Raw genomic sequence first — 22,195 nt, forward strand, 5'->3', positions numbered from 1 at the left:
ATCCATGTGCCCACGGGCTCTCTTTATCGGTCGGTGCAGGGTATTGCCGACCATGGACCCCCGCCTTCGCGGGGGTGACGATGTAATGGGGCCGTTGCGCCTGATTATTTCAGGATCAGCAGCGCCGCCAGGATAGCGGCCAGGATCCAGGGCAGCATGGCGCCGCCGGGCGTCTTGCGCCGCTGGTCGCCGAACATGGTCTTGACCGTGTCGGGATGCAGTTTCAGGCCCTGATTGACCAGCATGGAATAGGTCTTCTCGGTATCGGCCAGCAGGCGCGGCAGGCGTTCCAGCGAATAGACCACATTGGTGACGGTTTCCCGTACCTTGGCCTGGGGGCCGAGATTCTCGCGCATCCAGCCCTCGATCAGCGGCTGGGCCAATTGCCACATATTGATATGGGGGTCGAGGATGCGGCCCACCCCCTCGGCCACCAGCATGCTCTTTTGCAGCAGCAGCAACTGGGGCTGGGTCTCCATGGCGAAGGTCTCGGTGACCTGGAACAACTGCCCCAGCAGTTTTGCGATGGAAATCTCGTGCAGCGGGCGGCCCAGGATCGGCTCGGCGATGGAGCGGCAGGCCTGGGTGAAGGAATCGATGCTCTGGTCGGCGGGCACGTATCCGGCGGCGAAATGAACCTCGGCCACCTTGCGGAAATCGCCCGACAGGAAGCCCAGCAGCATTTCGCCCAGGAAGCGCCGGGTGCTTTGGTCGACCCGGCCCATGATGCCGAAATCCACCGCGATCAATTCGCCCTTGGCGCCGATGAACAGATTGCCGGGATGCATGTCGGCATGGAAGAAGCCGTCGCGGAACACCTGCTTGAACATGGCCTCGGCCGCCTTGGCCAGGATGCCCACCGGGTCGTGTCCGGCATCGCGCAGGCGGTCCACCTCGTCCACCGGAATGCCCGCCACCCGCTCCAGGGTCAAAAGGCGCTTGCCGGTGCGCAGCCAGTCCACCTCGGGCACCATGAAATTGTCGTCGCCCATGAAGTTTTCCGCCAGTTCGGCCGCCGCGGCGGCCTCGAAGCGCAGGTCCATCTCCAGGGTGACGGAATCCTCGAAGGTCTTGACGGTTTCCACCGGCTTCAGGCGGCGGATGCGCGGCAGGGCGAACTCGGCCCATTCCGCCAGCCAATACAGCAGGTCGATATCGCGGTGGAACTTGGCCTCGACGCCGGGGCGCAGCACCTTGACCGCCACCTCGCGGCCCTCGGTGGTGATGGCGAAATGGACCTGGGCGATGGAGGCCGCCGCCACCGGAGTGTCGTCGAAGGCGGAATAATGCTGGGCGACCGGGCCGCCCAGGTCTTCCTCGATGATCCGGCGCGCCTCGTGGGCGGGGAAGGGTGGCAGCTTGTCCTGCAGGCCGGACAGATCGGCCGCCATCTCCTCGCCCAGCAGGTCGGCGCGGGTGGACAGGGCCTGGCCCAGCTTGATGAAGGAAGGGCCAAGCTCGGTCAGGGCGTCGGCCAGACGCTGGCCGGGGCGACCGGTGCTTAAGGAGGGCTTGCCGCCGCGCAGCAGCGACGACAGATGGCGGGCCATGGGCACCAGCTCTTCCAGCAGGAACAGCGCGTCGTGGCGCGCCAGAACCCGGCCGATGGTGAGCAGGCGGTTGAGATTCTTGACAGACCGGATCACAGGCGCCAACCGGAATGAATGGCGGCGATGCCGGCCGACAGGTTGCGCACCGTCACTTGGTCGAACCCCGCCTCGCGGATCAGGGCGGCCAGTTCCTCCTGGGGCGGGAATTTGCGGATGCTTTCCACCAGATACTGATAGGCGTCGCGGTTGCCGGTGACCATCTCGCCCACCTTGGGCAGCAGATTGAAGGAATAACTGTCATAGGCCTGCTTCAGCCCCGGCACGATGACATGGCTGAATTCCAGGCACATGAAGCGCCCACCCGGCTTGAGCACCCGGAAGGCCTCCTTGATGGCCCGGTCCCAATGGGTGACGTTGCGCAGGCAGAAGGCGATGGTGTAGCGGTCGACGCTACGGTCAGGCACCGGCAGGGATTCGGCGTTGCCGCACACCCAGGTCAGCGGGCCTTGAATATTGCGGTCGATGGCGCGGTCGCGCCCGACGGCCAGCATCTCGCGATTGATGTCGCAGACGGTGACCGGGCCGCCGCCGCGCTTCTTCCAGCCAAAGGCGATATCGCCGGTTCCTCCCCCCACGTCCAGCAGGGTCTGGTTGGGCTGGGGCCGCAGGGCGTCGAGGAAGGCGGCCTTCCACAGACGATGGACGCCCATGCTCATCAGGTCGTTCATCAGGTCGTATTTGGACGCCACCGAATCGAAGACGCCGCGCACCAGCGAGACCTTCTCGTCCTCCGCCACGGTGCGGAAGCCGAAATGGGTGGTGCCGTCGGAGTGATGCTGCTGTGTCGTCATGGCCGCGCACCTTAGCCCCGATTGTCCGGGCTGTCACGTCCGTCCCATCGCCAGCGCCCGTCAAGCGCTCCCCAGGACGGGCAGCCCAGTTGGGTGAGCGTGCGGCGCAGGTCCGACGCCAGCAATTCCACCGCGCGGGCAGCCCCCGCCTGGCCTCCGGCGGCGGCGCCGTAGTAGAAGCTGCGGCCGCTGAACACGAAATCGGCCCCCATCACCCGGGCGCGGGCCATGTCCTCGCCGGACCGGATGCCGCTGTCCATCACCACCACCGGGCCTGGGCCGATTTCCGCCCGAATGGCGGCCAGGGCGTCGATGGCGGCGGGGGCGGAATCCTGCTGGCGGCCACCATGGTTGGACACCCAGATTCCGTCGGCGCCCGCGTCCAGCGCCAGGGCGGCGTCCTCGGGGGCCAGGATGCCCTTGATCAGCATCTTGCCCGGCCATAATTGGCGGAAATGGCGGATGTCGTCCCAGCCGAGGTCGTCCTTGATCTGGGACGAGATGAAGGCGGTCAGCGTCTGGCCGTCCACTTCGCCCGAATAGCGGGCCAGATTGGGAAAGCCGGGCGAGCCGTGACGGGCGGTGGCCAGCGCCCAGGCGGGATGGGTCAGTACCTCCCAGGCGAAGCGCGGGCCGGGGCGGAACGGCAGGACGAAGCGGTTGCGAACATCGCGACGGCGGTCGCCCGCCATGGGCACGTCCACGGTCACCGCCATGACCCGGATACCGGCGGCCCAGGCGCGTTCCAGCAGGTCGCGGTTGATCTCGGGCTTGCGCGATGCGTAAAGCTGGAACCAGGCGTTGCCCCCAGCCGCTTGCGCGATGTCTTCCAGCGCGGTGGTCGAGACCGTGCTGGCCACCATGGGGAGGTCGTGGCGTTTGGCCTCGGCCGCCAGGGCGAGATCGGCCCCCGGCCACAGCAAGCCGCCCATGCCCACTGGGGCGATGCCGAAGGGCTGGGCGTAGCGGCGGCCGAACAGCTCGGCCGAACAGTCCGGCCTGACGCCGGTGCAAAAGCGTGGCTTCAGCAGCACGGAGTCCAGCCGTTCCCGATTGCGGCGCAGGCCGCCTTCCTCGCCCGAGCCGCCGTCCAGATAGCCCCAGGCGAAGGCGGGAATGCGGCGCTTGGCTCGCCGGGCCAGGTCATGGATGCAGCTCAGGGATCGCAACGGCGCTTCTCCTCGCGGGATTCTCCGCACCATGGTTCCTACCCGCCCCGGTCCCGTCTTGCAATGGGGGGATAGGCCAGCGTCCCGTGTGCGGCTTTTCTACCCTTGGCATTCGGTATATGCTGTTTTGGTGGGACGATCAGACCGTCAGGCCAAAGTCCGACGCTCGTCGCAAGGAGTTGATCGGTTTATGCCTGGAATTCGCGGTGAACGGCGATTTCCGCGTCGGGTCTGGCTGACCGGGGCGATCATGGCCGCCTTCGTCATTTCGTTCGGGGTCTATGTCTATTCGGAAAAGCAGATCGATCGCGCCAACGAGCAGCGCTACCAGTCCTACAAGCTGGCCGATGAATTGCGGCAGTCGTCGGACGATCTGACCCGTATGGTGCGCACCTATGTGGTGACCGGCGATCCTGCCTACAAACAGGCATTCCTGGACATTCTCGACATCCGCGAGGGGCTTCGGCTCAGGCCCGAGACCTATGGCGGCATCTATTGGGATTTCGCCTTGCTTGATCCTCGGTTCGTCCGGCCCGCCAAAGGTCCGGGAATCTCACTGTTGGATATGATGCGCCAAGTCGGCTTCACCGAGGACGAACTTCGCAAACTGGGCGAGGCCAAGGCCAGTTCCGACGACCTGACCAACCGCGAGTTCGAGGCCATGGCCCTGATGGAATCCGCTGAATCGGAAGAAGGGGCCGACCGCATGCGCGCCATCGCGATGGTGCATGACGAAACCTATCATCGGGCCAAAATGGCCATCATGGATCCCATCAACGCGTTCTACGACATGGTGGAGCGGCGGACCCTGGCCAATGTCCAGCGGGCCGAGGTGGTGGCGGTGATCATGCGATTGGTGTTCGTCGCCTTCACTGTCGCGGTCGTGGTCTTTCTCTGGCGGACCTACGCGGAATCGCGGGCCATCCTGGGCGGCTCGGTCCAGGATGTTCATGCCCGGATCACCAGGATCGGCGAGGGTGATTTCTCGGTTTCCGACACCGATGTCCAAGACGGCAGTGTGGTGGGCGGTTTGGCCCGGATGGCCGCGAGATTGGAAGCCACCGAGGCCGATCGCCTGCGCGCGGCCGCCGAGTTGAAGGACAGGAACGACGACCTGCGGCGATCCAACGCCGATCTCGAGCAATTCGCCTATGTGGCGTCGCACGATCTGCAGACGCCCCTGCGCAACATCGTGAGCTATACCCAGTTGCTGGAGCGTCGCTACAAGGGGCAATTGGATGCCGATGCCGACGACTTCATCGGCTTTGTCGTCGACAATACGAAGAAGATGACGCGGCTGATCCGCGATCTGTTGGAGTATTCGCGCGCGTCCCGTCAATCGGAACCACTGACGCTCATCTCGGCGGACGTGGCGATGGCCGAGGTGTTGGCCATCTTCAAGCCGGATGTGGAGCGGGCGGGCGTCCAGGTCGAGGTCGGGCCGCTTCCGTCGGTGATGGCGGTGCAGTCCCATTTGGTCAGCCTGTTCCAGAACCTGCTGGGCAATGCCATCAAGTATCGCGCCGACGACCGGCCGTCGCGGATTTCCGTCATGGCGGAACGGGTGTCCCCCCATCAATGGCGCTTCATCATCGCCGACAACGGCATCGGCATCGAGGCGCAGTATCACGACAAGATCTTCGAGATCTTCCAGCGACTCAATCCCGCCGCCGAGACCGAGGGCACCGGAATCGGCCTGACCCTGTGCCGTCGAATCGTGCATCGCTTCGGCGGTCAGATCTGGGTGGAGTCCGAACCGGGTCAGGGCACCAGGATCGTGTTCATCCTGAAGGGCGGCTGAGTGGCCAGGGTGCATCAGCTTCAAGCTGACGCACTCTGGGATTCCGTCTGTACGAAAAAGCTTTGCTTTTTCAGGGCTCAAGCGCCGCTCGGGCGTGCGCGTTTTTCGACTTTCCGATTCAGCTTTGGTGCGAAAAACTCTAGATGATGTAATCGTCGGCCAGGGCCAGGGGCTGCCGCAGGGTGAATTGGCCCTCCAGCAGATCGGCCAAGGTCCGCAGATCGGCCAGCACGTCCAACAACACGCTTTCGGCGCCGCCGCCCAGCAGGACGCCGAATCCCCATTGGCCGCGCCACAGCTCCAATCCGGTGCGGCCGATCTCGTCGATGGTGTCCTGGGGTTCGTCCACCTGATAGCTGATCATGTAGGGGATGCCCATGGTGTCGAGCAGGATGGCGGCGTCGATGGCGTAGCCGGGGCCGCGATGATCGTCCAGCGGCGGATCGATGAAGATGAAGTGGGGGCGGTTGCTCATGCTGATGCGGTTGCGCAGGAACAAGAACCAGTCATGGCTCCAAAACCGCACCCAGCCGTTCTCGCGATGCGCCTTCGCGGCCTCGATCAGGGCGGGGTCGAGATCGTTGACGTCGGCCTCGAACACCACGCGGGGCAATTCGGCGATCACCCGGCTCGCCAGCACCCAAGAGCCGGGATAGGTCTCGGATGCGGCGACGGCATCGAGAAAGGCGCGATTGTGAAAGCCCGCCGAAGCCGCCAGTACCGTCTCGATGGCGCCGGTGCGCCGAAGGCGGCCGCCGCCCGCATGGGTATCGGCATAGGTGAAGGCGATTTCGGTCTCATGGGCGGGCGCGCGCTCGGCCACCGCCCTGGCGCAGCGGGCCACCGCCGCCGCCAGGATGAAATGGGTCCATATGCCGCCACGCCCGATCATGGTTTAGATACTGTCCCTCAGTCGCCGGGCGGGCGCTTTCGTGCCCCTGGCTTTCGTGCCCCTGGCTTTCGTGCCCCTGGCTTTCGTGCCCCTGGCTTTCGTGCCATGGGGCGCGCCGGGCAGTAAAGCATGATCATGGCCGCTCAGCTATCCTCGTCGTCGTCGTCCCTGCCGCCGCAGCGATCAGCGTAGAAGCGGGTCTCCACCGGCCAGGGGCCACTGCCCGACTTGGCATCCAGCGCCTTCTTCTGGGTCTCGGACAAGGTGGTGAAGAAGCGCAGGCCCGTGACGGCCTCGACGGCGGCGACGGTGGTGGCGTAATGGCTGAGATCGTATTTGGACTGCGGCGTTCCGGCGCATTTGCGATAGGCGCCGCGCTGGTCCTCGTCGGCCTGGGGGAACAAGAAGGCGCGGGCCTCCACCTTGCCCGCGGTCTCCACCGCCAGAATCTTGAACAGGGCATGGGGAATGGCCACCGGCACGGTGCCGGGCTGGCCGATGGTGTCCACCTCGCGGTCATGCTCGAACACCGGCCCCGCTATGGTCCAGACCCGGCCGAACTTGTTGGCCGCCGCGATGGCGTAATTCTCCAGCGCCAGCCAGTCGCCCTGGTTCATGTCGGCGTATTGCGGCAGGGCGTTGACGAAGACATGGGTGTTGCACCCTTCCTGCCAGGACAGGCGGTTGGCGTGATTGCGGGCCGCCATATGGCCGCGATTCCAGAACACCGCGAAGCCGCGATAGGCGGCGTCGATGCCTTTCTTGCGGATGTCGGGCTTGTCGCTCCACAGATAGGAGGTCTCGGCCAGTTCGTACCACTTGGTCGGCCGCTTGGCGCCCTGGGGATGGATGGGCTTGCCGTCGGTTCCCATCAGGGCATGCATCTCGTAGGACACCCATTTGGGAATGCCCTTGTAGGGGCTGTCGGCCCGGTCGTCGTCGGCGGTCTCGAACGAACTGGTGAAGGGGCCGTAGCGGAACATCAGGCTCTGGGGCTGGGTCGCGAAGCGGTCGTGGTCGAAGCCCGGCGGAATTTCCGATTGATAGGGCAGGGCCAGCGACCCGGCCTGGCCCGCGCAGGCCAAGGCCTGGTTGGCCTGCGTGGGAGGGGTCGCCACGGCCAAAAGCGCGGCCGTGGCAACCAATGCGATATATATTCTATGAAGAACTGTCATATTACACCCATGCATCGATGAGATTACCCGCATGGTGCCCGGCACGTCTGGAAACAGCAATACCTATAAGTTGCATACAATATTCGTATTATCCTCTGGGGTCGCATCCGCAGTCCTAAGCGGCGCGACGTCCCAGAAGCGCTTCCAGATGGGCGAGCACCTGGGCGGCAGTCTCGGGGTGAGCCAAGGCGGCGTCTATGATGGCTTCCACGTATCCCGCCTTGTTGCCGCAGTCGTAGCGGGTGCCCATGAAGCGGGCGCCGTGCAGGCTGATGCGGTCCAGGGTGCGGGCGATGCCGTCGGTCAACTGGATCTCGCCGCCCGCTCCGCGCTGGCGCAGTTCCAGGGCGTCGAACACAGCCGGGTGCAGGATGTAGCGGCCGATCACCGACAAGGTGGAGGGCGCGTCCTCGGGCTTGGGCTTTTCCACCATGCCCCGCGCCCGGGCCAGACGGCCCTTTTCCTCGATGACGTCCAGGATGCCGTAGCGGTTGACCTGATCGGCCGGGACGTTTTCCACGGCGATGACATGGCCGCCCACCTGATCCCAGACGTCGACCAATTGCTTCAGGCAGCCGGGACGGCCCAGGATAAGGTCGTCGGGCAGCATCACCGCGAAGGGCTCGTCGCCCACGGCGGCACGGGCGCACAGCACGGCATGGCCCAGGCCCAGTGGCGCGGGCTGGCGCACGGTGGTGATGGTGACGCCCTTGGGGCAGGTGGAGCGCGCGATGTCGAGCAGTTCCAGCTTGCCGCGCTCCTCCAGCGAGCGTTCCAGCTCGGGATGACGGTCGAAATGGTCGGTCAGCATTTCCTTGCCCTTGGCGGTCACCAGGATGATCTCGGTGATACCGGCCTCGGCGGCTTCCTCGACGGCGTATTGGATCAGCGGCTTGTCCACCACCGGCAGCAATTCCTTGGGCAGCACCTTGGTGGCGGGAAGAACGCGGGTGCCCATGCCGGCGACGGGCAGAACGGCTTTGCGGATCATGATGCTCGGTCTCGCGAACAGAAGTTGTCGATGGCGGGGATCATGGCGGCGCTCTTTGGCGGCCTTAAGGCGCGATTGCGGCGGAATCGGGGCGACGCCGTTTGTCATCCCGAGCGAAGCCCACGGCAATCCGGTTTAAATTAGGCAACATAGTTCGCGACGGCCGGGGGTACTGACCACCAAGGCACCAAGGACACCAAGAGGACGACACGGTTTTTTGCCTTCCGTCATGCCCGTGCTTGTCCCGCGTATCGACGCCCATCCATCTGGATTATCGCCTCATAATGCTTTCAAGCGGAACCACGGGACACGTCCGGCCAAAACGAACGACTTGGCCGTTTGCTCCGCCCTCTTGGTGTCCTTGGTGCCTTGGTGGTCAATCGGCTTTCGAGTTCCATATGAGGGCCGCCATTGCGCGGGAAAAGCAGATCAAGTCCTGGCGTCGCTCGAAGAAGGATGATTTGATCCGGGCCGCCAATCCAACCTGGCGTGATCTGAGCGAAGACGTCCGTTGACTCCGCCTGATCCGGCGTTTCCAGCTTGGATGCAACATGCCAGGATGAGATCCCTCGGCTGCGCTCGGGATGACAGGAAAAGCAGGGTCATGAGTCTGTTCCGCTCCATCGCCACCGTCGGCGGGTTCACCATGATGTCGCGCGTCACCGGGCTGATGCGCGAGATGATGATCGCCCATTATCTGGGGGCGGGCGCGGTGGCCGATGCCTTCTTCGTGGCCTTCCGCTTTCCCAACCTGTTCCGTTCGCTGTTCGCGGAAGGGGCGTTCAACGCCGCCTTCGTGCCGCTGTTCACCGGCAAGCTGACCGCCGAGGGACGCGAGGAGGCCCGCCTTTTCGCCGAACGCGCCCTGGCGGTCCTGTTCGTGGCCCTGGCGCTGTTCGTGGCGGTGATGGAAGTGTTCATGCCCTGGGCCATGCTGGGCCTTGCCCCCGGTTTCGAGGCGACGCCGGGCAAGATGGATCTGGCGGTGGAGTTTTCCCGCATCTGCTTTCCCTATCTGCTGTTCATCTCGCTGACCTCGTTGCAGGCGGGCGTGCTGAATTCCCTGGGCCGATTCGCCGCCGCCGCCGCCACGCCGGTGCTGCTCAACCTCACCTCCATGGCCGGGCTGTGGCTGCTGGTCGGCCATACGCCCACCGCCGGGCACGCCATGGCCTGGGGCACCTTCGCCGCCGGGATCATTCAGTTCGCCTGGCTGTTCCTGGCGGCCAGGCGGGCGGGTATGGGGCTGTCGCCCCGAAGGCCGCGCCTGTCGCCCGAGGTCCGGCTGCTGTTCAAGCGCATCGTGCCGGGCGCGGTGGGGGCCGGGGTCTATCAGGTCAATCTGGTGATCAACACCATGATCGCCTCCATGGTGGCCGACGGCGCCGTCAGCTATCTGAATTACGCGGACCGGGTGAACCAGCTTCCGCTGGGCGTGGTGGGCATCGCCATCGGTACCGCCTTGCTGCCGCTATTGTCGCGCCAACTCAAGGAAGGCGCGGTGGAAGCGGCCAAGACCAGCCAGAACCGCGCCATGGAGTTCGGTCTGATCCTGACCCTGCCGGCGGCGACGGCGCTGATGGTGATCGCGGTGCCGGTGATCCGGGTGCTGTTCGAACGGGGCAGCTTCGGCCCCCACGAGACCGAGGCCACCGCGTCGGCCCTGGTGGCCTTCGCCCTGGGCCTGCCGGCCTATGTGCTGGTCAAGGTGCTGACCCCCGCCTTCTTCGCCCGCGAGGATACCGCGACGCCGGTGCGGGTGGCGGGCGCCACCATGGCGCTCAACGTGGCGCTCAATCTGGCCCTGGCCCCTGTCCTGGGCCATGTGGGCATGGCCCTGTCCACCGCCCTGGCGGCGTGGTTCAACGTGGCGGCGCTGGCCTTCCTGTTGAAGCGGCGGGGCTTCTTCGCCATGGACGAGCGGCTGCGGGGCAAGGCGCCCCGCATCATCGCCGCCTGCGCGGTGATGGGCGCGGCGCTTTGGGCGGGTAAGCTGGTGCTGTGGCCGCTGGCCCAGGGTCAGTGGACGGCCCTGGCCGTGCTGGCGGGACTGGTGGTGGCGGGCGTCCTTGCCTTCGCGGTGGCCGCCCAATTGCTGGGCGCGGCGTCGCTGGCCGACATCAAATCCATGATGCGGCGCAAGGGCTAGACCATCGAGCGTCAATTGTGATGACGCACGGATACTCTGGAGCGTGATGCATTAAATATGCATCACGCTCCAGCTTCATTTGTTTGCCCCTCTGCCTAAGCGGGCGCCTCCGCGCCCTTGGCCGCTCGCTCAATGCCAGAGCGCGTCGCCTCATATTTGAGATACGCGCTAAGGTCTTATCCCGCTCGGTCGATCCAGGCCTGCAACATCAAGGCGTGCCAGATCTCGTTGCGCCGCGACTTGGCGCCGCTGCGCTGCTCGCGCCAGCACGCGGCCACCTTGGGCGCGTCCAGCCAGCCCTGATGCCGCAGCCGATCCTCGGACAGCAGATCGTCAGCCCAATCCCCCAGCTTGCCCGCCAGCCAGCGCCGCAGCGGCACCTCGAATCCCATCTTGGGCCGGTCCACCAGGGCGCGGGGCACATGGCGATAGAGCAGATCGCGCAGCACCGCCTTGCCCACCCCGTCGCGGATCTTCAGGGCGGGCGGCAGGCTCCAGGCGAACTCGGCGATGGCGGGATCGAGGAAAGGGAGCCGCGCCTCCAGCGAGGCGGCCATGGTGGCGCGGTCGGTCTTGACGCACAGATCGTCGGGCAGATAGCCCAGCGTGTCGAGCAGCATGACGGCCAGCGCCGGATCGCGCACATCGGGAGTCGGACCGCTGAACAGGGTGGCGGCGGACTTGGCGCCCAGCACCAGCTCCGGCATGCCGCGCCAGCGCGAATAGTGCAGCCCCACCAGTTCGGCCAGGCTGCCCGCGCCCAAATGCTCGGCGGCGCGGCCCAGGCGATGGCCGGGATGGCTGCGCCGGGCGGTGAATTTCCCCGCCAGACCGGCCAGGGACTCGGCCGGACCGGCCAGCAGCCGCGCCCCCAGGGCCGCCGTGCGCCGTAGGGCCTGGGGCATGGCGTTCAGACTCCGCCAGTCCTTGGGAATGGCGCCATAGATGCCATAGCCGCCGAACAGCTCGTCGGCGCCGTCGCCCGACAGCGCCACCGTGACGTCGCGCCGGGTCACCTGGGCCAGCAGGCAGGTGGGCAGGGCGGCGTAGTCGCCGAACGGCTCGTCATAGATATGCGGCAGGCGGGGTACCAGATCCAGCGCCTCGGCATCCGAGATGCGGACCTCGGTATGAATGGTGCCGAGATGATCGGCCACGGCGCGGGCATGGGGGCTTTCGTCCAGTCCCGCCTCGTCGAAGCCGATGGTGAAGCTGTGCACCGGGGTGCTGGACAATTGCCGCATCAGGGCGGCGGTGATGGAAGAATCCACCCCGCCGGACAGGAACAGCCCCACCGGCACGTCGGCCTGCATGCGCAGGCCAACCGAAGCCCGCAGCAGCTCTTCCAGCCGATCCGTCGCCTGTTCCACCGTCCCTGTGAAGCTGCCTTCCACCGCGCGGGCGCGCTCCACCGCCGACCAGGTGCGGGTAACGGTCCTCTCGCCCGCCCGGACGGTCATCACCGTGGCCGGTTCCAGTTTCTGGACACCGGCATAAATGGTGTGGGGGGCGGGAATCCATCCCAGCCGCAGGAACAGCGCCATGGCGTCGCGGTCCAGGCCGCCGTCCCATTTCGGATGGGCCGCCAAGGCCTTCAGCTCCGAGCCGAACAGCAGCGAGCCGCCCAGCTCGGCCCAATAGAGCGGCTTTTCGCCGAAGCGGTCGCGGCCGAGATGCAGCACCCGCTCGGCGCGGTCCCAAAGGGCGAAGGCGAACATGCCGTCGAATTCGGCCACCGCCTTGTCCACCCCCCAGGCCGCCACCGCTTCCAGCAGGATTTCGGTGTCGGAATGGCCGCGCCAGGCAATGGCGGGATCAAGGCGCGCCTTGAGGGCGGCGTGATTGTAGATCTCGCCGTTGAAGCTGACCACCCAGCGCCCGTCATGGGACGCCATGGGCTGATGGCCTTGGGGGCTCAGATCCAAAATGGCGAGACGGCGAAAGCCCAGCGCGATCCCCGCGGAATCATCGGTCCAGACGCCGTCGTCGTCGGGACCGCGATGGATCAGCGTCTGCGCCATGGCACGCGCCACCGCGGCCCGGTCGGGAGTGGCGGTGCCTAGATCGAGAAAACCGGCGAAGCCGCACATGAAACGCTTTGTCCTGGCAAGGGTCTGGCAGGAAGGTAGCGGCCCGATGGCATCCGAGCTAGCCCTTTCGCAACACCGCCACCAGGCCGGGGACTTCGACGCCGCCGTCGTTGCGGGTGACGGCGGGCTCCATCAAGGCCACGGCGAAACCCGCCTCGGCGGCGCGGGCCTCCACATAGTCCGGGGCATGGGCGTAACGGTTCTTGGCGCCCAGCACATAGGAGGCGCAGTCCTCCGCCCGCTCTACCGTGAAGGCCAATGTCCCCGTGGGGCGCAATGCGGCGGCGGCGGCGGCCAGAACCGGCCCCAATTCGCCGAAATAGACGAAGACATCGGCGGCCACGATCAGGTCGTATCGGGCCGGTCGGGTGGTCAGCACCGATTCCAGCGCGTCCACGGTCAAGTCGTCATACAAACCACGAAGCCGCGCCTTTTCCACCATGGCCGAGGACAGATCGACGCCGTCGAGCCTCGCCGCCAGGGGCCGCAGGATCGGAGCCGCCAGACCGGTGCCGCAGCCGATATCAAGCACGTCGAGACCGCTTTTGCGGTCCAGGGTGCGCGCCAAGGCCTCGGCCAGCAGTCTGGGGGCGCGATAGGCCAGCTTGTCCACCAGGGCGGCGTCGAATTGTTCCGCATAGTCATCGAACAACTGCCGGACATAGGCGTCGGGCGCCTTGCCAGGCGTGGGCGCGGCGCCCATCTGGGCCAGCCCCAGGGCGGCGCCGTGGCGGTCGGCGGGATCAAGCTCCAGGCATTTGCGATAATGGGCGGCCGCCTTGTCCTTCTCGTCCAGGCTTCGCCGCGCCTCGGCCAGACACCAATGGGCATCGACGGATTTCGGATCGGCGGTCACGGCGCGCTCGAACGCGGCGGCGGCGCCTTCCGGCATGCCCTGAAGATTGCGGATCAGGCCCAACTCCATCCATCCAGAGGGATCGCCCGCCGCCAGCTTGGCGGCACGCTCGGCCTGGGCGCGGGCCTCGTCGAGACGCCCCAGGTCGCGCAGCGCCCCGGCCAGATTGGCCCTGGTTCCGGCGTGATCGCGCCGCAATTCCACCGCGCCCGACAAAATGGCGACGGCGCGTTCGCCCTGCCCCAGCCGACGCAGCACCAGACCGTAATTATGCAGCGCCGCCCCCCAGTCGGGTCGTTGCGCCAGGGCGCCTTCCAGATATTTGGCGGCGTCCTTGTCCTCGCCCCTTTGATGCAGCAAAGCGCCCAGCGAGCACAGCGCTTCGGCATGGCGCGGATTGACGGCGATGGCCTTGCGGCAATGATGGATGGCCTCCTCCACCTTCCCGCTGCGGCCCAGCAACTCGCCCAGCCTTGCGTTGGCCTCGGCGTGATTGGGGTCGGCCGCCAGAATGGCCCGGTATTGCAGGACGGCGGCGTTCAGGCTGTCCTGGGCTTCCAGCGCCCGGCCCAGCGCCAATCTCGGCACCGGCTGCGACGGATCGGCGGCGACGGCGCGGGCCAGATGCTCGGCCGCCTTGCGCGGCTGCGCCTGGCCCAGCGCGATGGCGCCCAGCAGGTAATGGGCGCCGCCGAAGGTCGGGTTGGACTCGATGATCTGGCGCGCCAGCCGACGCGCTTCGGCAACGTCACCCTCTTCCCAGGTCCGCATGGCCCTGGCGAAGGTATCGCCGACAGTCATGGAAACTTGCTTAACCATGGCCCCCCGACCGGTCTATGCCAAATGACGGCCCCTGGGGGCTTCCCACAGGGTTGAATTTCCGCCACAGGCTCACGCTTAAAGCGTACTGCGCTCCATCCCGGTTGGCTAGCATCCTCGGCACATGACAGACAAGCGAATTTCAGCGACACTGGCAATCATGCGACCGCCCGGCCCCACCATCCGCACCATTCCCGACGGCGACGACCGCGAACGTCTGGTCTGTGGCGATTGCGGATTCGTGGTTTATGAAAACCCCAAGGTCATCGTCGGCGCCATCTGCACCTGGGACGACCGCTATCTGCTGGTCAAGCGCGCCATCGAGCCACGGCTGGGCTTTTGGACCATGCCGGTGGGCTATATGGAACTGGGCGAGACCACCGAGCAAGGCGCGGCCCGCGAAGTGTGGGAGGAGGCGCGCTCTCGGGTGGAGATCGATGGCTTGCTGTCCATCTACTCCATCCCCGAGATCAGCCAGGTCCACATGATCTACCGCGCCCGCATGCTGACGCCCGACCACGCGGCGGGCGCGGAAAGCCTGGATGTGGCCTTGCTGCGTTGGGACGAGATCCCGTGGGACCATCTGGCCTATCCCAATGTGCGCTGGTCGTTGGAATACGAACGCGAGATGAAGGGCCAGACCGGCTTCGCCCCGCGCGGTCGGCCGGAGCGATAGAGTCTTTTCATAGTCCCTCAGTCGCCGGGCGCTCACTCCCCGTCGGGAACCGCCACCCGTGAGAAACCTTCCGCCACCGGCAGGTAGGAACGGCGCTTGACCTTGGCGTCGCGCAGGCCGCTGCCGGCATAGATCTGCTTGGCGGCCTCGACGATGATGACGCCGCCGAAGGTTTCGAACCAGCGCCGCCCGATCTCTTCCACCGCCGGAGCCGAGCGCAGCAGCATGCGCGACTGGGTCGGCGGCAGGAACAGGGCGGAGGCCCGCGCCACCGGGGTGAACATGTTGTCGCGCAACAGCCGGTTGAGCTGTCCCATGGTGTAGGGCCTGCCATTGCCGAAGGGCGTGCGTTCCAGCCGCGCCCAGATGCCACGCCGGTTGGGCGCCACCACCATCAGCCGCCCGCCGTCGGCCAAGACGCGCCAGGCTTCGCGCATCATGGCGCGGATCTGTTCGGTGGATTCCAGGGCATGGATCAGCAGCAGCCGGTCGATGGAGCGGTCGGGCAGCGGCAGGTCGGTCTCGTCGGCCAAGGTGGTCAGGCCGGGGCCTTCCGGCGGCCAGGGCAGCACCCCCTGGCTGGCGGGCATCACCGCGATGACCCGTTCGGCCTCGCCCAGGAAGCTGCGCAGATAGGGGGTGGCGAAGCCCAGCCCCAGAACCCGAAGGCCCGAGACATCCGACCAAATCTCGCGGATCTGGCGGCGGATCAGCCGTTGGGCCACTTGCCCCAGGCTGGCGCCATAGAAGTCGCGCAGATCGACCACGTCGGTCCACATGGCCGGATAGGCGAGGTCGCGATTCACGGAGACTCCTTGAGTTTCGCTTCAATCATAGGCGTTTTGGGGCTTTGGCGCTACACTTCGGGACCAAGTCAGCGAGGCCGCCATGGCGAAGATCGTCGTCGAGCAGATCCCGGTTCTGTCGGACAACTACATCACCCTGGCCCACCATCCGGCCAGCGGCGCCACCGCCGCCATCGATCCGGCGGTGGCCGAACCGGTGCTCGAACGTCTCAAGGCCAAGGGCTGGACGCTGACCCATATCCTCAACACCCACCATCACGGCGACCATACCGGCGGCAACATGGACCTGATCCGCCACACCGGCTGCGCCGTGGTGGGCGCCGCCAAGGATTCCGAACGCATCCCCGGCATCTCCATGGAGGTGAGCGAAGGCGATACCTTCCTGTTGGGCGGCGCCGCCGTCATGGCGCTGGAAACGCCGGGCCACACCTCCGGGCACATGGCCTATTGGTTTCCCGACAGCCATGTGCTGTTCGCGGGCGACTGCCTGTTCTCGCTGGGCTGCGGCCGCCTGTTCGAGGGAACCGCCGAGGAGATGTGGGCCAGCCTGAAAAAGCTGCGTGATCTGCCGCCCGACACCCAGGTCTATTGCGCCCATGAATACACCCAGTCCAACGGACGCTTCGCCCGCATGGTGGAGCGCGACAACCAGGCGCTGCTGACCCGGCTGGAACAGGTGGACAAGCTGCGCGCCAAGGGACTGCCCACCATTCCCACCACCATCGCCGACGAGCGCGTCGCCAACCCCTTTCTGCGGGCCGACACCAAATCCGTGGCCAAGGCGGTGGGCATGGAGCCGGGAAGCGATCCCGCCAAGGTCTTCGCCGAACTGCGCCGCCGCAAGGACGTGGCGTGAGGGACAGGGGGGCGCGGGCGTTCCGCCCGCTAACCCTTCGCTTGGACCGGCTTCTCGCCCACCGGGCCGCCCGCGTCCTTCCAGGCGCGGAAACCGCCTTCCACATGGGCGACGGGGCCAAGCCCCATCTCCTGGACCGCCTTGGTGGCCAGGGCCGAGCGCCAGCCCGACTGGCAATAGAACACGAAGCGCTTGCCCGATCCGAACACCGCCTTGAAATAGGGGCTGGTGGGATCGATCCAGAATTCCAGCATGCCGCGCGGCGCGTGGAAGGCGTCGGGCACCATGCCCTCGCGCTCCAATTCGCGGGGGTCGCGCAGATCCACGAACACCACGCCTGGATCGCCGTGCAGGTCGATGGCGTCGATGGTCGGAATGGTCTCGACCACCGCGTTGGCCTCGTCGATCAATTGGCGATGCGTCTTCATCAAAGCCATCATGCCGCTCCTTTTTTCATCCAGCGTTTGATCATGGCCCGCAGTTCGCTGCGGCTTTGAAACAGCGGCAGCTTGGGCTTGTCGAAAATGGTCGGCTCCACCGCCAGCCCGATTTCCGAGATGACGTCGTCCCAGTCCATGCTGCGCACGATCAGTTCCACCTCGCCCAGCCCGACGCGGTCGCCGATGCCGGGCTCGTGGCCCAGTTCGCGCACCACCCACTGGGCCAGGGTCAGGGCGAAATCCTCCACCGGCACCGGCAGGCCGTAGGAGATGGCCAATTCCTTCATGTGCGTTTCCGGCGCCAGGGCGAAATCGCCGAAGAACTGCCGGTCGGCCTCGGCGGCCGGGGCGGCGCTGGCGAACAGCCGGTCCAGATAGGGCACCCGTTCCGGCCGGGCGAACAGATAGGCGGTGTCGCCGGGCTTCAGGTGACCGGCGGCGTGGGCGCTGTAGGACTTGTCGTCGCGCACCACCAGCGACGGCTCGGCCCAGCGCGGCAGCCGGTGGCCGCGCGCCACCAGGGAATCGGCGACGATGCGGTAGGCCACCAGTTCGTGGCGGGCACCGGGGATTTCCAGTTCCATGCGCTCCACCGGGCCGATGCGCTTGGGCACGATCTGGCCGAGGAAGCGGGCCACCGCGCCGATGGTCCAGCCCTGTAGTCCCAGGCTGACCAGCACCACCAGGAAGGCCAGGATGAAATAGTCGCGGCCATGGGCCAGACCCGCCACCATGGGCACGATGGACAGCAGCACCGAGACCGAGCCGCGCAGCCCGACCCAGGCGACGAAGGCCGTTTCATTGCGGTTGAAGCCGAAGGGCAGCAGGCACAGCCACACCGCCAGCGGCCGGGCGATGAAGATCAGCACCGCCGAGACGGCCACGGCCTCGAGCGCGAAATCGGAGAATTCCGACGGCGTCGCCAGCAGTCCCAGGGTCAGGAACATGACGATCTGGGCCAGCCAGGTCAGTCCATCTTGGAACCGGCGCATGGTCTCGGGGGCGTTGATACCGGCATTGCCCGCGATCAGCCCGGCGATATAGACGGCGAGAAAGCCGCTGCCGTGCAGGGCGCCCGCGGTTCCGAACACCACCAGCGCCAGCGAGATGGCGGCCAGCGGCTGCAAGCCCCGCTCGAACCCCATCTTGTTGAGCGCCAGCACGATCAGCCCGCCGCCGAACATGCCGATCACCGCGCCCACGCCGAATTCGGCGACGAATTCGGTCAGGACATGCAGTCCCGACACCTTGCCGCCATCGGCCAGCAAGGCCACCAGGGTCAGGGTCAGGAAGATGGCCATGGGATCGTTGCTGCCCGATTCCACTTCCAATGTGGCGCGCACGCGGTCGCGCACGTGGATGCCGCCGACCCGCAGCAGGAAGAACACCGCCGCCGCGTCGGTGGAACTGGCGATGGCCCCCATCAGCAGGGATTCCAGCCAGCCGAAGTCCAGCAAGGCATGCACCGGCACCGCCACCACGGCGGTGGTGACGAACACCCCCAGGCTGGCCAGCGCCATGGCGGGCCAGGCGGCGGCGCGGAACGCCTTGACGCTGGTATGAAAGCCCGAGTCGAACAAGATGACGGCCAGCGCCACATTGCCGATCAGATAGGCGGCGTCGACATCGTCGAAGGCCAGCCCGCCCAACCCGTCCTCGCCCGCCACCAGCCCCACGCAGAGGAACACCAGCAGCAGCGGCGCCCCGATGCGGAAGCTGAGCAGGCTGGAAAAGATGGAGAGCGCCACCAACCCGGACACGATCAGGATGGAGGCGTTCATTGTTTCGAGCATGGGCCGCTTTTCTCCCCGTCTCCTTCGTACATAAGCGGTTTGAGGGCCGCTGTCGAACCCTCCCATTCGGATTTATCGGTTTGGCAGCCATGCGCCTTGGCCTAATATGCGCGACCCTCTCGCCGCCAAGCTCAATCCTGTCGAGGTTTCCATGAAGTCGTTGTGGTCCGATGCCGATGCCGAGTCCTATGTCGCCAAATACGCTCCCCAGGGAGTGAACCGCGATCTGGCGCTTCGGGTCTATACCACCCGGCTGTTGGGTGGCGATCCCCGGCTGGTGCTGCACGGCGGCGGCAATACCTCGTGCAAGACCACGGTCGACGACCTGCTGGGCGAAGCGGTCGAGGTGCTGTGCGTCAAGGGATCGGGTTGGGACATGGGCGATATCGAACCGGCCGGACTGCCCGCCGTGCGCCTTGCCCCCCTGCTGAAACTGCGAAAGCTGGAGCAATTGTCCGACGAGGACATGGTGGATTTCCAGCGCGGCAATCTGATGACCTCAAGCTCGCCCAATCCGTCGGTGGAAACCCTGCTGCACGCCTTCCTGCCGCACAAATTCATCGACCACACCCATTCCACCGCCGTGCTGTCGCTGACCGACCAGCCCGACGGCGACGCCATCTGCCGCGAAGTGTTCGGTCGTAAGATGGGCTATGTCCCCTACATCATGCCCGGCTTCGCCCTGGCCAAGAAGGCGGCCGAGGTCTACGAGCAGGATCCGTCGGTCGAGGGGCTGATCCTGTTCAAGCACGGCATCTTCACCTTCGCCGAGACGGCCCGCGACGCCTATGAACGCATGATCGCCCATGTCACCTCGGCCGAACAGCGACTGGAAAAGGGCCGCAAGACCCTGGTGGCCGCCGCCGGACTGCCCAAGGCCCCCGCCGCTCTCGCCGAGGTGGCGCCCGTGCTGCGCGGCTTGCTGGCCCTCGACCGGGGCGATGGGGAATTCAAGCGCTGGGTGATGGATTTCCGCGCCAGCCCGGCCATCCGCGCCTATGTGGACGGCGCCGAGCTGGGACGCTATTCCCAGCAGGGCGTCGTCACCCCCGACCATACCATCCGCACCAAGAACTGGCCGGTGGTTCTGCCCGCCCCCGAAGCCGGCAAGATCGCCCCATGGGCCGAGGCCGCCAAGACCGCCATCGCCAATTTCCAGGCCGGATATCACGCCTATTTCGCCCGCAACAACGCCCGCTCGGCGTCCAAGAAGACCGAGCTGGACCCCATGCCCCGCGTCGCCCTGGTGCCCGGTCTCGGCCTGTTCGGCATCGGCGCTTCGGCCAAGGATGCGGCCATCGCCGCCGACATCGCGGTCAACACGGTGGAATGCATCTCCGACGCCGAGGCCATCGGCAGCTTCCAGCCGGTCTCCGAGGATCACCTGTTCGACCTGGAATACTGGTCGCTGGAACAGGCCAAGCTGGGCAAGGGCGGCGAAAAGCCGCTGGCCCGCCGGATCGTGGTGGTCACCGGCGGCGGCTCGGGCATCGGCGCCGCCACCGCCAAGGCCTTCGCCAGGGAAGGCGCCGAACTCGCCGTGCTCGACCGCGATCTCGCCGCCGCCCAGGCCACCGCCAAGGGCTGCGGCGGCAAGGCCCTGGGGCTGGCCTGCGATGTCACCGACGCCCAGGCGGTGCGGGCCGCCTTCGATTCGGTGGTGGAGCGTTTCGGCGGCGTCGACGTGGTGGTCAGCAATGCCGGTGCCGCGTGGCAGGGCACGGTGGGCGAAGTGGACGACGCCGTGCTGCGCCAGTCCTTCGAGCTGAACTTCTTCGCCCATCAGAGCGTCGCCCAGAACGCGGTCCGCGTGATGGCCGCCCAGGGCACCGGCGGCGTCCTGCTGTTCAACGCCTCCAAGCAGGCGGTCAATCCGGGCAAGAATTTCGGCCCCTACGGCCTGCCCAAGGCGGCCTGCCTGTTCCTGATGAAGCAATACGCCCTGGACCACGGCAAGGACGGCATCCGCTCCAACGCGGTCAATGCCGACCGCATCCGCTCGGGCCTGCTGACCTCGGACATGATCGCCAGCCGGTCGGCGGCGCGCGGCCTGACCGAGAAGGATTACATGGGCGGCAATCTGCTGGGCCGCGAGGTCACCGCCGACGATGTGGCCGACGCCTTCGTCTGGCTGGCCAAGGCGTCCAAGGTGACGGCCTGCACCATCACCGTGGACGGCGGTAATATCGAGGCCAGCCTGCGATAGGGCGCTGCTTAGATCGACTGCATCTGTGGATCGGAGGTGCCGCCGCGCCGCAGCCGCAGGATCATGTCCAGGGTTTTGCGGGCCATTTCCACGGTGAGCGAGGCATAACGGTCGGGATTCTCCACCACGATCAGGGCCTCGCCCTCGATCTGATCCATCACCTCTTCATCGAAGGGCTTGTGATCGCCAGTGGTCAGATGCATGCCGAACATGACAGAGCAACCCATTTCGTTCCGATGGGTTAGTCTGTATCATACCTTAGGGTAAGCAATCTACTCCTTTTGCGCTTTCTGCTTCGTTGGTATTAGGCTGCTGCCCGACTCCCCCAGCAGATCCAGCGCCGACGCCGGGTCGATGCGGACCTCCAGCCATGACATCCCCCAGTGAAGATGAGCGCCGGTGGCCAGTCCGGTGGCGCCGATGGCGCCGATGACCTCGCCCCGGCCGACCTTGCGCCCGGGCGCGACATCCAGGCGCGACAGATGAGCGTAGCTGGACATCAGACCCAGGCCATGGTCGATCATCACGGTCTGGCCGGTCAGGAAGAGGTCGGGCGCCGCCAGCACCACCACGCCATCGGCGGCGGCGCGCACCGGCTCGCCCTTGGCGGCGGCGATATCCAGGCCGGAATGGGGCGCCCCGGCATTGCCGTTATAGACGCGCTGGCTGCCGAACACGCCGGAGACGATCCCTGTCGCCGGTCGGGACAGTCCCGTCAGGAACAGGGCCTCGCCGCTGACCTTGGCGCGCAGGGCCCGCAGCAAGTCGGCTTCCGTCTTGATGCGGGCGACGGCGACGGGGTCGGGCTCCGCCTTGTCGCGGGGCAGCCCTTCGATGCGCTGAACCGGCCAGTCGCGCCTGGCGATGACCAGGGGGTGCGCTTCGATTGTAACGCCCCGGCGGATTTCCAAAATCGCCGCCGGTGCGGCGTCGCGGCCGAAACCCAGCAAGAACGCACCGCCGGAATCCACCGGCACCGGCCGACCGTCAATACTGACACCGGAATCGGGCGGGACATGGCCCATGACCAGACCACCTTGTTGAAGGCGGCCGGTCAGTTCCATCTCGGCATGGG

General features: G+C 66.4%; 18 protein-coding genes. 5 read left to right on the forward strand and 13 right to left on the reverse strand.

Features of this window, described 5'->3' with window-relative positions:
- Nucleotides 1-104 precede the first annotated feature (104 nt).
- Genes ubiB through CU669_RS01855 form a run of 3 tightly spaced genes read right to left on the reverse strand, consistent with a single transcriptional unit; the run spans nt 105 to nt 3,570 of the window.
- On the reverse strand, nt 105-1,646 hold the full coding sequence (gene ubiB, locus CU669_RS01845) for a 2-polyprenylphenol 6-hydroxylase (RefSeq protein ID WP_112142078.1): 1,542 nt from the start codon (nt 1,644-1,646) through the stop codon (nt 105-107).
- Complete coding sequence (gene ubiE / locus CU669_RS01850) at nt 1,643-2,401, reverse strand: bifunctional demethylmenaquinone methyltransferase/2-methoxy-6-polyprenyl-1,4-benzoquinol methylase UbiE (protein ID WP_112142079.1); 759 nt, start codon at nt 2,399-2,401, stop codon at nt 1,643-1,645. Before ubiE ends, ubiB begins: the two co-directional genes overlap by 4 nt.
- Nucleotides 2,402-2,412: 11 nt before the next feature.
- Complete coding sequence (locus CU669_RS01855; RefSeq protein ID WP_239988474.1) at nt 2,413-3,570, reverse strand: alpha-hydroxy acid oxidase; 1,158 nt, start codon at nt 3,568-3,570, stop codon at nt 2,413-2,415.
- Nucleotides 3,571-3,760: 190 nt separating this feature from the next.
- Here CU669_RS01855 and CU669_RS01860 point away from each other — a divergent pair, with 190 nt between their 5' ends.
- The gene (locus CU669_RS01860) at nt 3,761-5,371 is read left to right on the forward strand and encodes a sensor histidine kinase (protein ID WP_112142081.1); all 1,611 of its coding nucleotides are present in this window, start codon (nt 3,761-3,763) and stop codon (nt 5,369-5,371) included.
- A gap of 139 nt (nt 5,372-5,510) precedes the next feature.
- Here CU669_RS01860 and CU669_RS01865 read toward each other — a convergent pair whose 3' ends face one another.
- The 3 genes from CU669_RS01865 to galU all read right to left on the reverse strand — a co-directional run bounded on the left by CU669_RS01865 (nt 5,511) and on the right by galU (nt 8,429).
- Nucleotides 5,511-6,263 (reverse strand): hypothetical protein, encoded by a 753-nt coding sequence (locus tag CU669_RS01865; RefSeq protein ID WP_112142082.1) that lies wholly within the window; start codon nt 6,261-6,263, stop codon nt 5,511-5,513.
- A gap of 143 nt (nt 6,264-6,406) precedes the next feature.
- A complete protein-coding gene (locus tag CU669_RS01870; RefSeq protein WP_239988475.1) occupies nt 6,407-7,381 on the reverse strand; it encodes a DNA/RNA non-specific endonuclease in 975 nt (324 codons plus the stop codon).
- A 172-nt stretch (nt 7,382-7,553) separates the two neighbouring features.
- Entirely contained in the window at nt 7,554-8,429 is an 876-nt protein-coding gene (gene galU, locus CU669_RS01875) for a UTP--glucose-1-phosphate uridylyltransferase GalU (protein ID WP_112142257.1), read from the reverse strand.
- 604 nt (nt 8,430-9,033) lie between these two features.
- Here galU and murJ point away from each other — a divergent pair.
- Complete coding sequence (gene murJ, locus CU669_RS01885) at nt 9,034-10,578, forward strand: murein biosynthesis integral membrane protein MurJ (RefSeq protein WP_112142084.1); 1,545 nt, start codon at nt 9,034-9,036, stop codon at nt 10,576-10,578.
- A 176-nt stretch (nt 10,579-10,754) separates the two neighbouring features.
- Here the strand turns inward: murJ and asnB are convergent, their stop codons facing one another.
- Nucleotides 10,755-12,668: an asparagine synthase (glutamine-hydrolyzing) gene (asnB, locus tag CU669_RS01890; protein ID WP_112142085.1), complete on the reverse strand. Its 1,914-nt coding sequence runs from the start codon at nt 12,666-12,668 to the stop codon at nt 10,755-10,757.
- Between the two features lie 58 nt (nt 12,669-12,726).
- Nucleotides 12,727-14,325: a tetratricopeptide repeat protein gene (locus CU669_RS01895; RefSeq protein ID WP_239988476.1), complete on the reverse strand. Its 1,599-nt coding sequence runs from the start codon at nt 14,323-14,325 to the stop codon at nt 12,727-12,729.
- A gap of 178 nt (nt 14,326-14,503) precedes the next feature.
- On the opposite strand from CU669_RS01895, the gene CU669_RS01900 reads away from it, so the two are divergent.
- On the forward strand, nt 14,504-15,019 hold the full coding sequence (locus CU669_RS01900; RefSeq protein WP_112142087.1) for an NUDIX hydrolase: 516 nt from the start codon (nt 14,504-14,506) through the stop codon (nt 15,017-15,019).
- A 32-nt stretch (nt 15,020-15,051) separates the two neighbouring features.
- On the opposite strand, the gene CU669_RS01905 is transcribed toward CU669_RS01900, so the two are convergent.
- Entirely contained in the window at nt 15,052-15,825 is a 774-nt protein-coding gene (locus tag CU669_RS01905; protein WP_407671531.1) for a class I SAM-dependent methyltransferase, read from the reverse strand.
- Between the two features lie 82 nt (nt 15,826-15,907).
- On the opposite strand from CU669_RS01905, the gene gloB reads away from it, so the two are divergent.
- Nucleotides 15,908-16,681 (forward strand): hydroxyacylglutathione hydrolase, encoded by a 774-nt coding sequence (gloB, locus tag CU669_RS01910; protein WP_112142088.1) that lies wholly within the window; start codon nt 15,908-15,910, stop codon nt 16,679-16,681.
- 29 nt (nt 16,682-16,710) lie between these two features.
- Here gloB and CU669_RS01915 read toward each other — a convergent pair whose 3' ends face one another.
- Nucleotides 16,711-17,121, reverse strand: coding sequence for a rhodanese-like domain-containing protein (locus CU669_RS01915; RefSeq protein ID WP_239988477.1), 411 nt, complete (start codon nt 17,119-17,121; stop codon nt 16,711-16,713).
- Nucleotides 17,118-18,914, reverse strand: a complete 1,797-nt coding sequence (locus tag CU669_RS01920; RefSeq protein WP_112142089.1) for a potassium/proton antiporter — start codon at nt 18,912-18,914, stop codon at nt 17,118-17,120. Before CU669_RS01920 ends, CU669_RS01915 begins: the two co-directional genes overlap by 4 nt.
- Before the next feature lie 106 nt (nt 18,915-19,020).
- Here CU669_RS01920 and CU669_RS01925 point away from each other — a divergent pair, with 106 nt between their 5' ends.
- Nucleotides 19,021-21,120, forward strand: a complete 2,100-nt coding sequence (locus CU669_RS01925; RefSeq protein WP_239988478.1) for a bifunctional aldolase/short-chain dehydrogenase — start codon at nt 19,021-19,023, stop codon at nt 21,118-21,120.
- A gap of 8 nt (nt 21,121-21,128) precedes the next feature.
- Here CU669_RS01925 and CU669_RS01930 read toward each other — a convergent pair whose 3' ends face one another.
- The gene (locus CU669_RS01930) at nt 21,129-21,332 is read right to left on the reverse strand and encodes a hypothetical protein (RefSeq protein WP_112142090.1); all 204 of its coding nucleotides are present in this window, start codon (nt 21,330-21,332) and stop codon (nt 21,129-21,131) included.
- Nucleotides 21,333-21,392: 60 nt separating this feature from the next.
- The gene (locus CU669_RS01935; RefSeq protein ID WP_239988479.1) at nt 21,393-22,145 is read right to left on the reverse strand and encodes a M23 family metallopeptidase; all 753 of its coding nucleotides are present in this window, start codon (nt 22,143-22,145) and stop codon (nt 21,393-21,395) included.
- Nucleotides 22,146-22,195: the final 50 nt, after the last annotated feature.

Source organism: Paramagnetospirillum kuznetsovii (assembly GCF_003284725.1).
In the GTDB taxonomy this organism is placed as follows: domain Bacteria; phylum Pseudomonadota; class Alphaproteobacteria; order Rhodospirillales; family Magnetospirillaceae; genus Phaeospirillum; species Phaeospirillum kuznetsovii.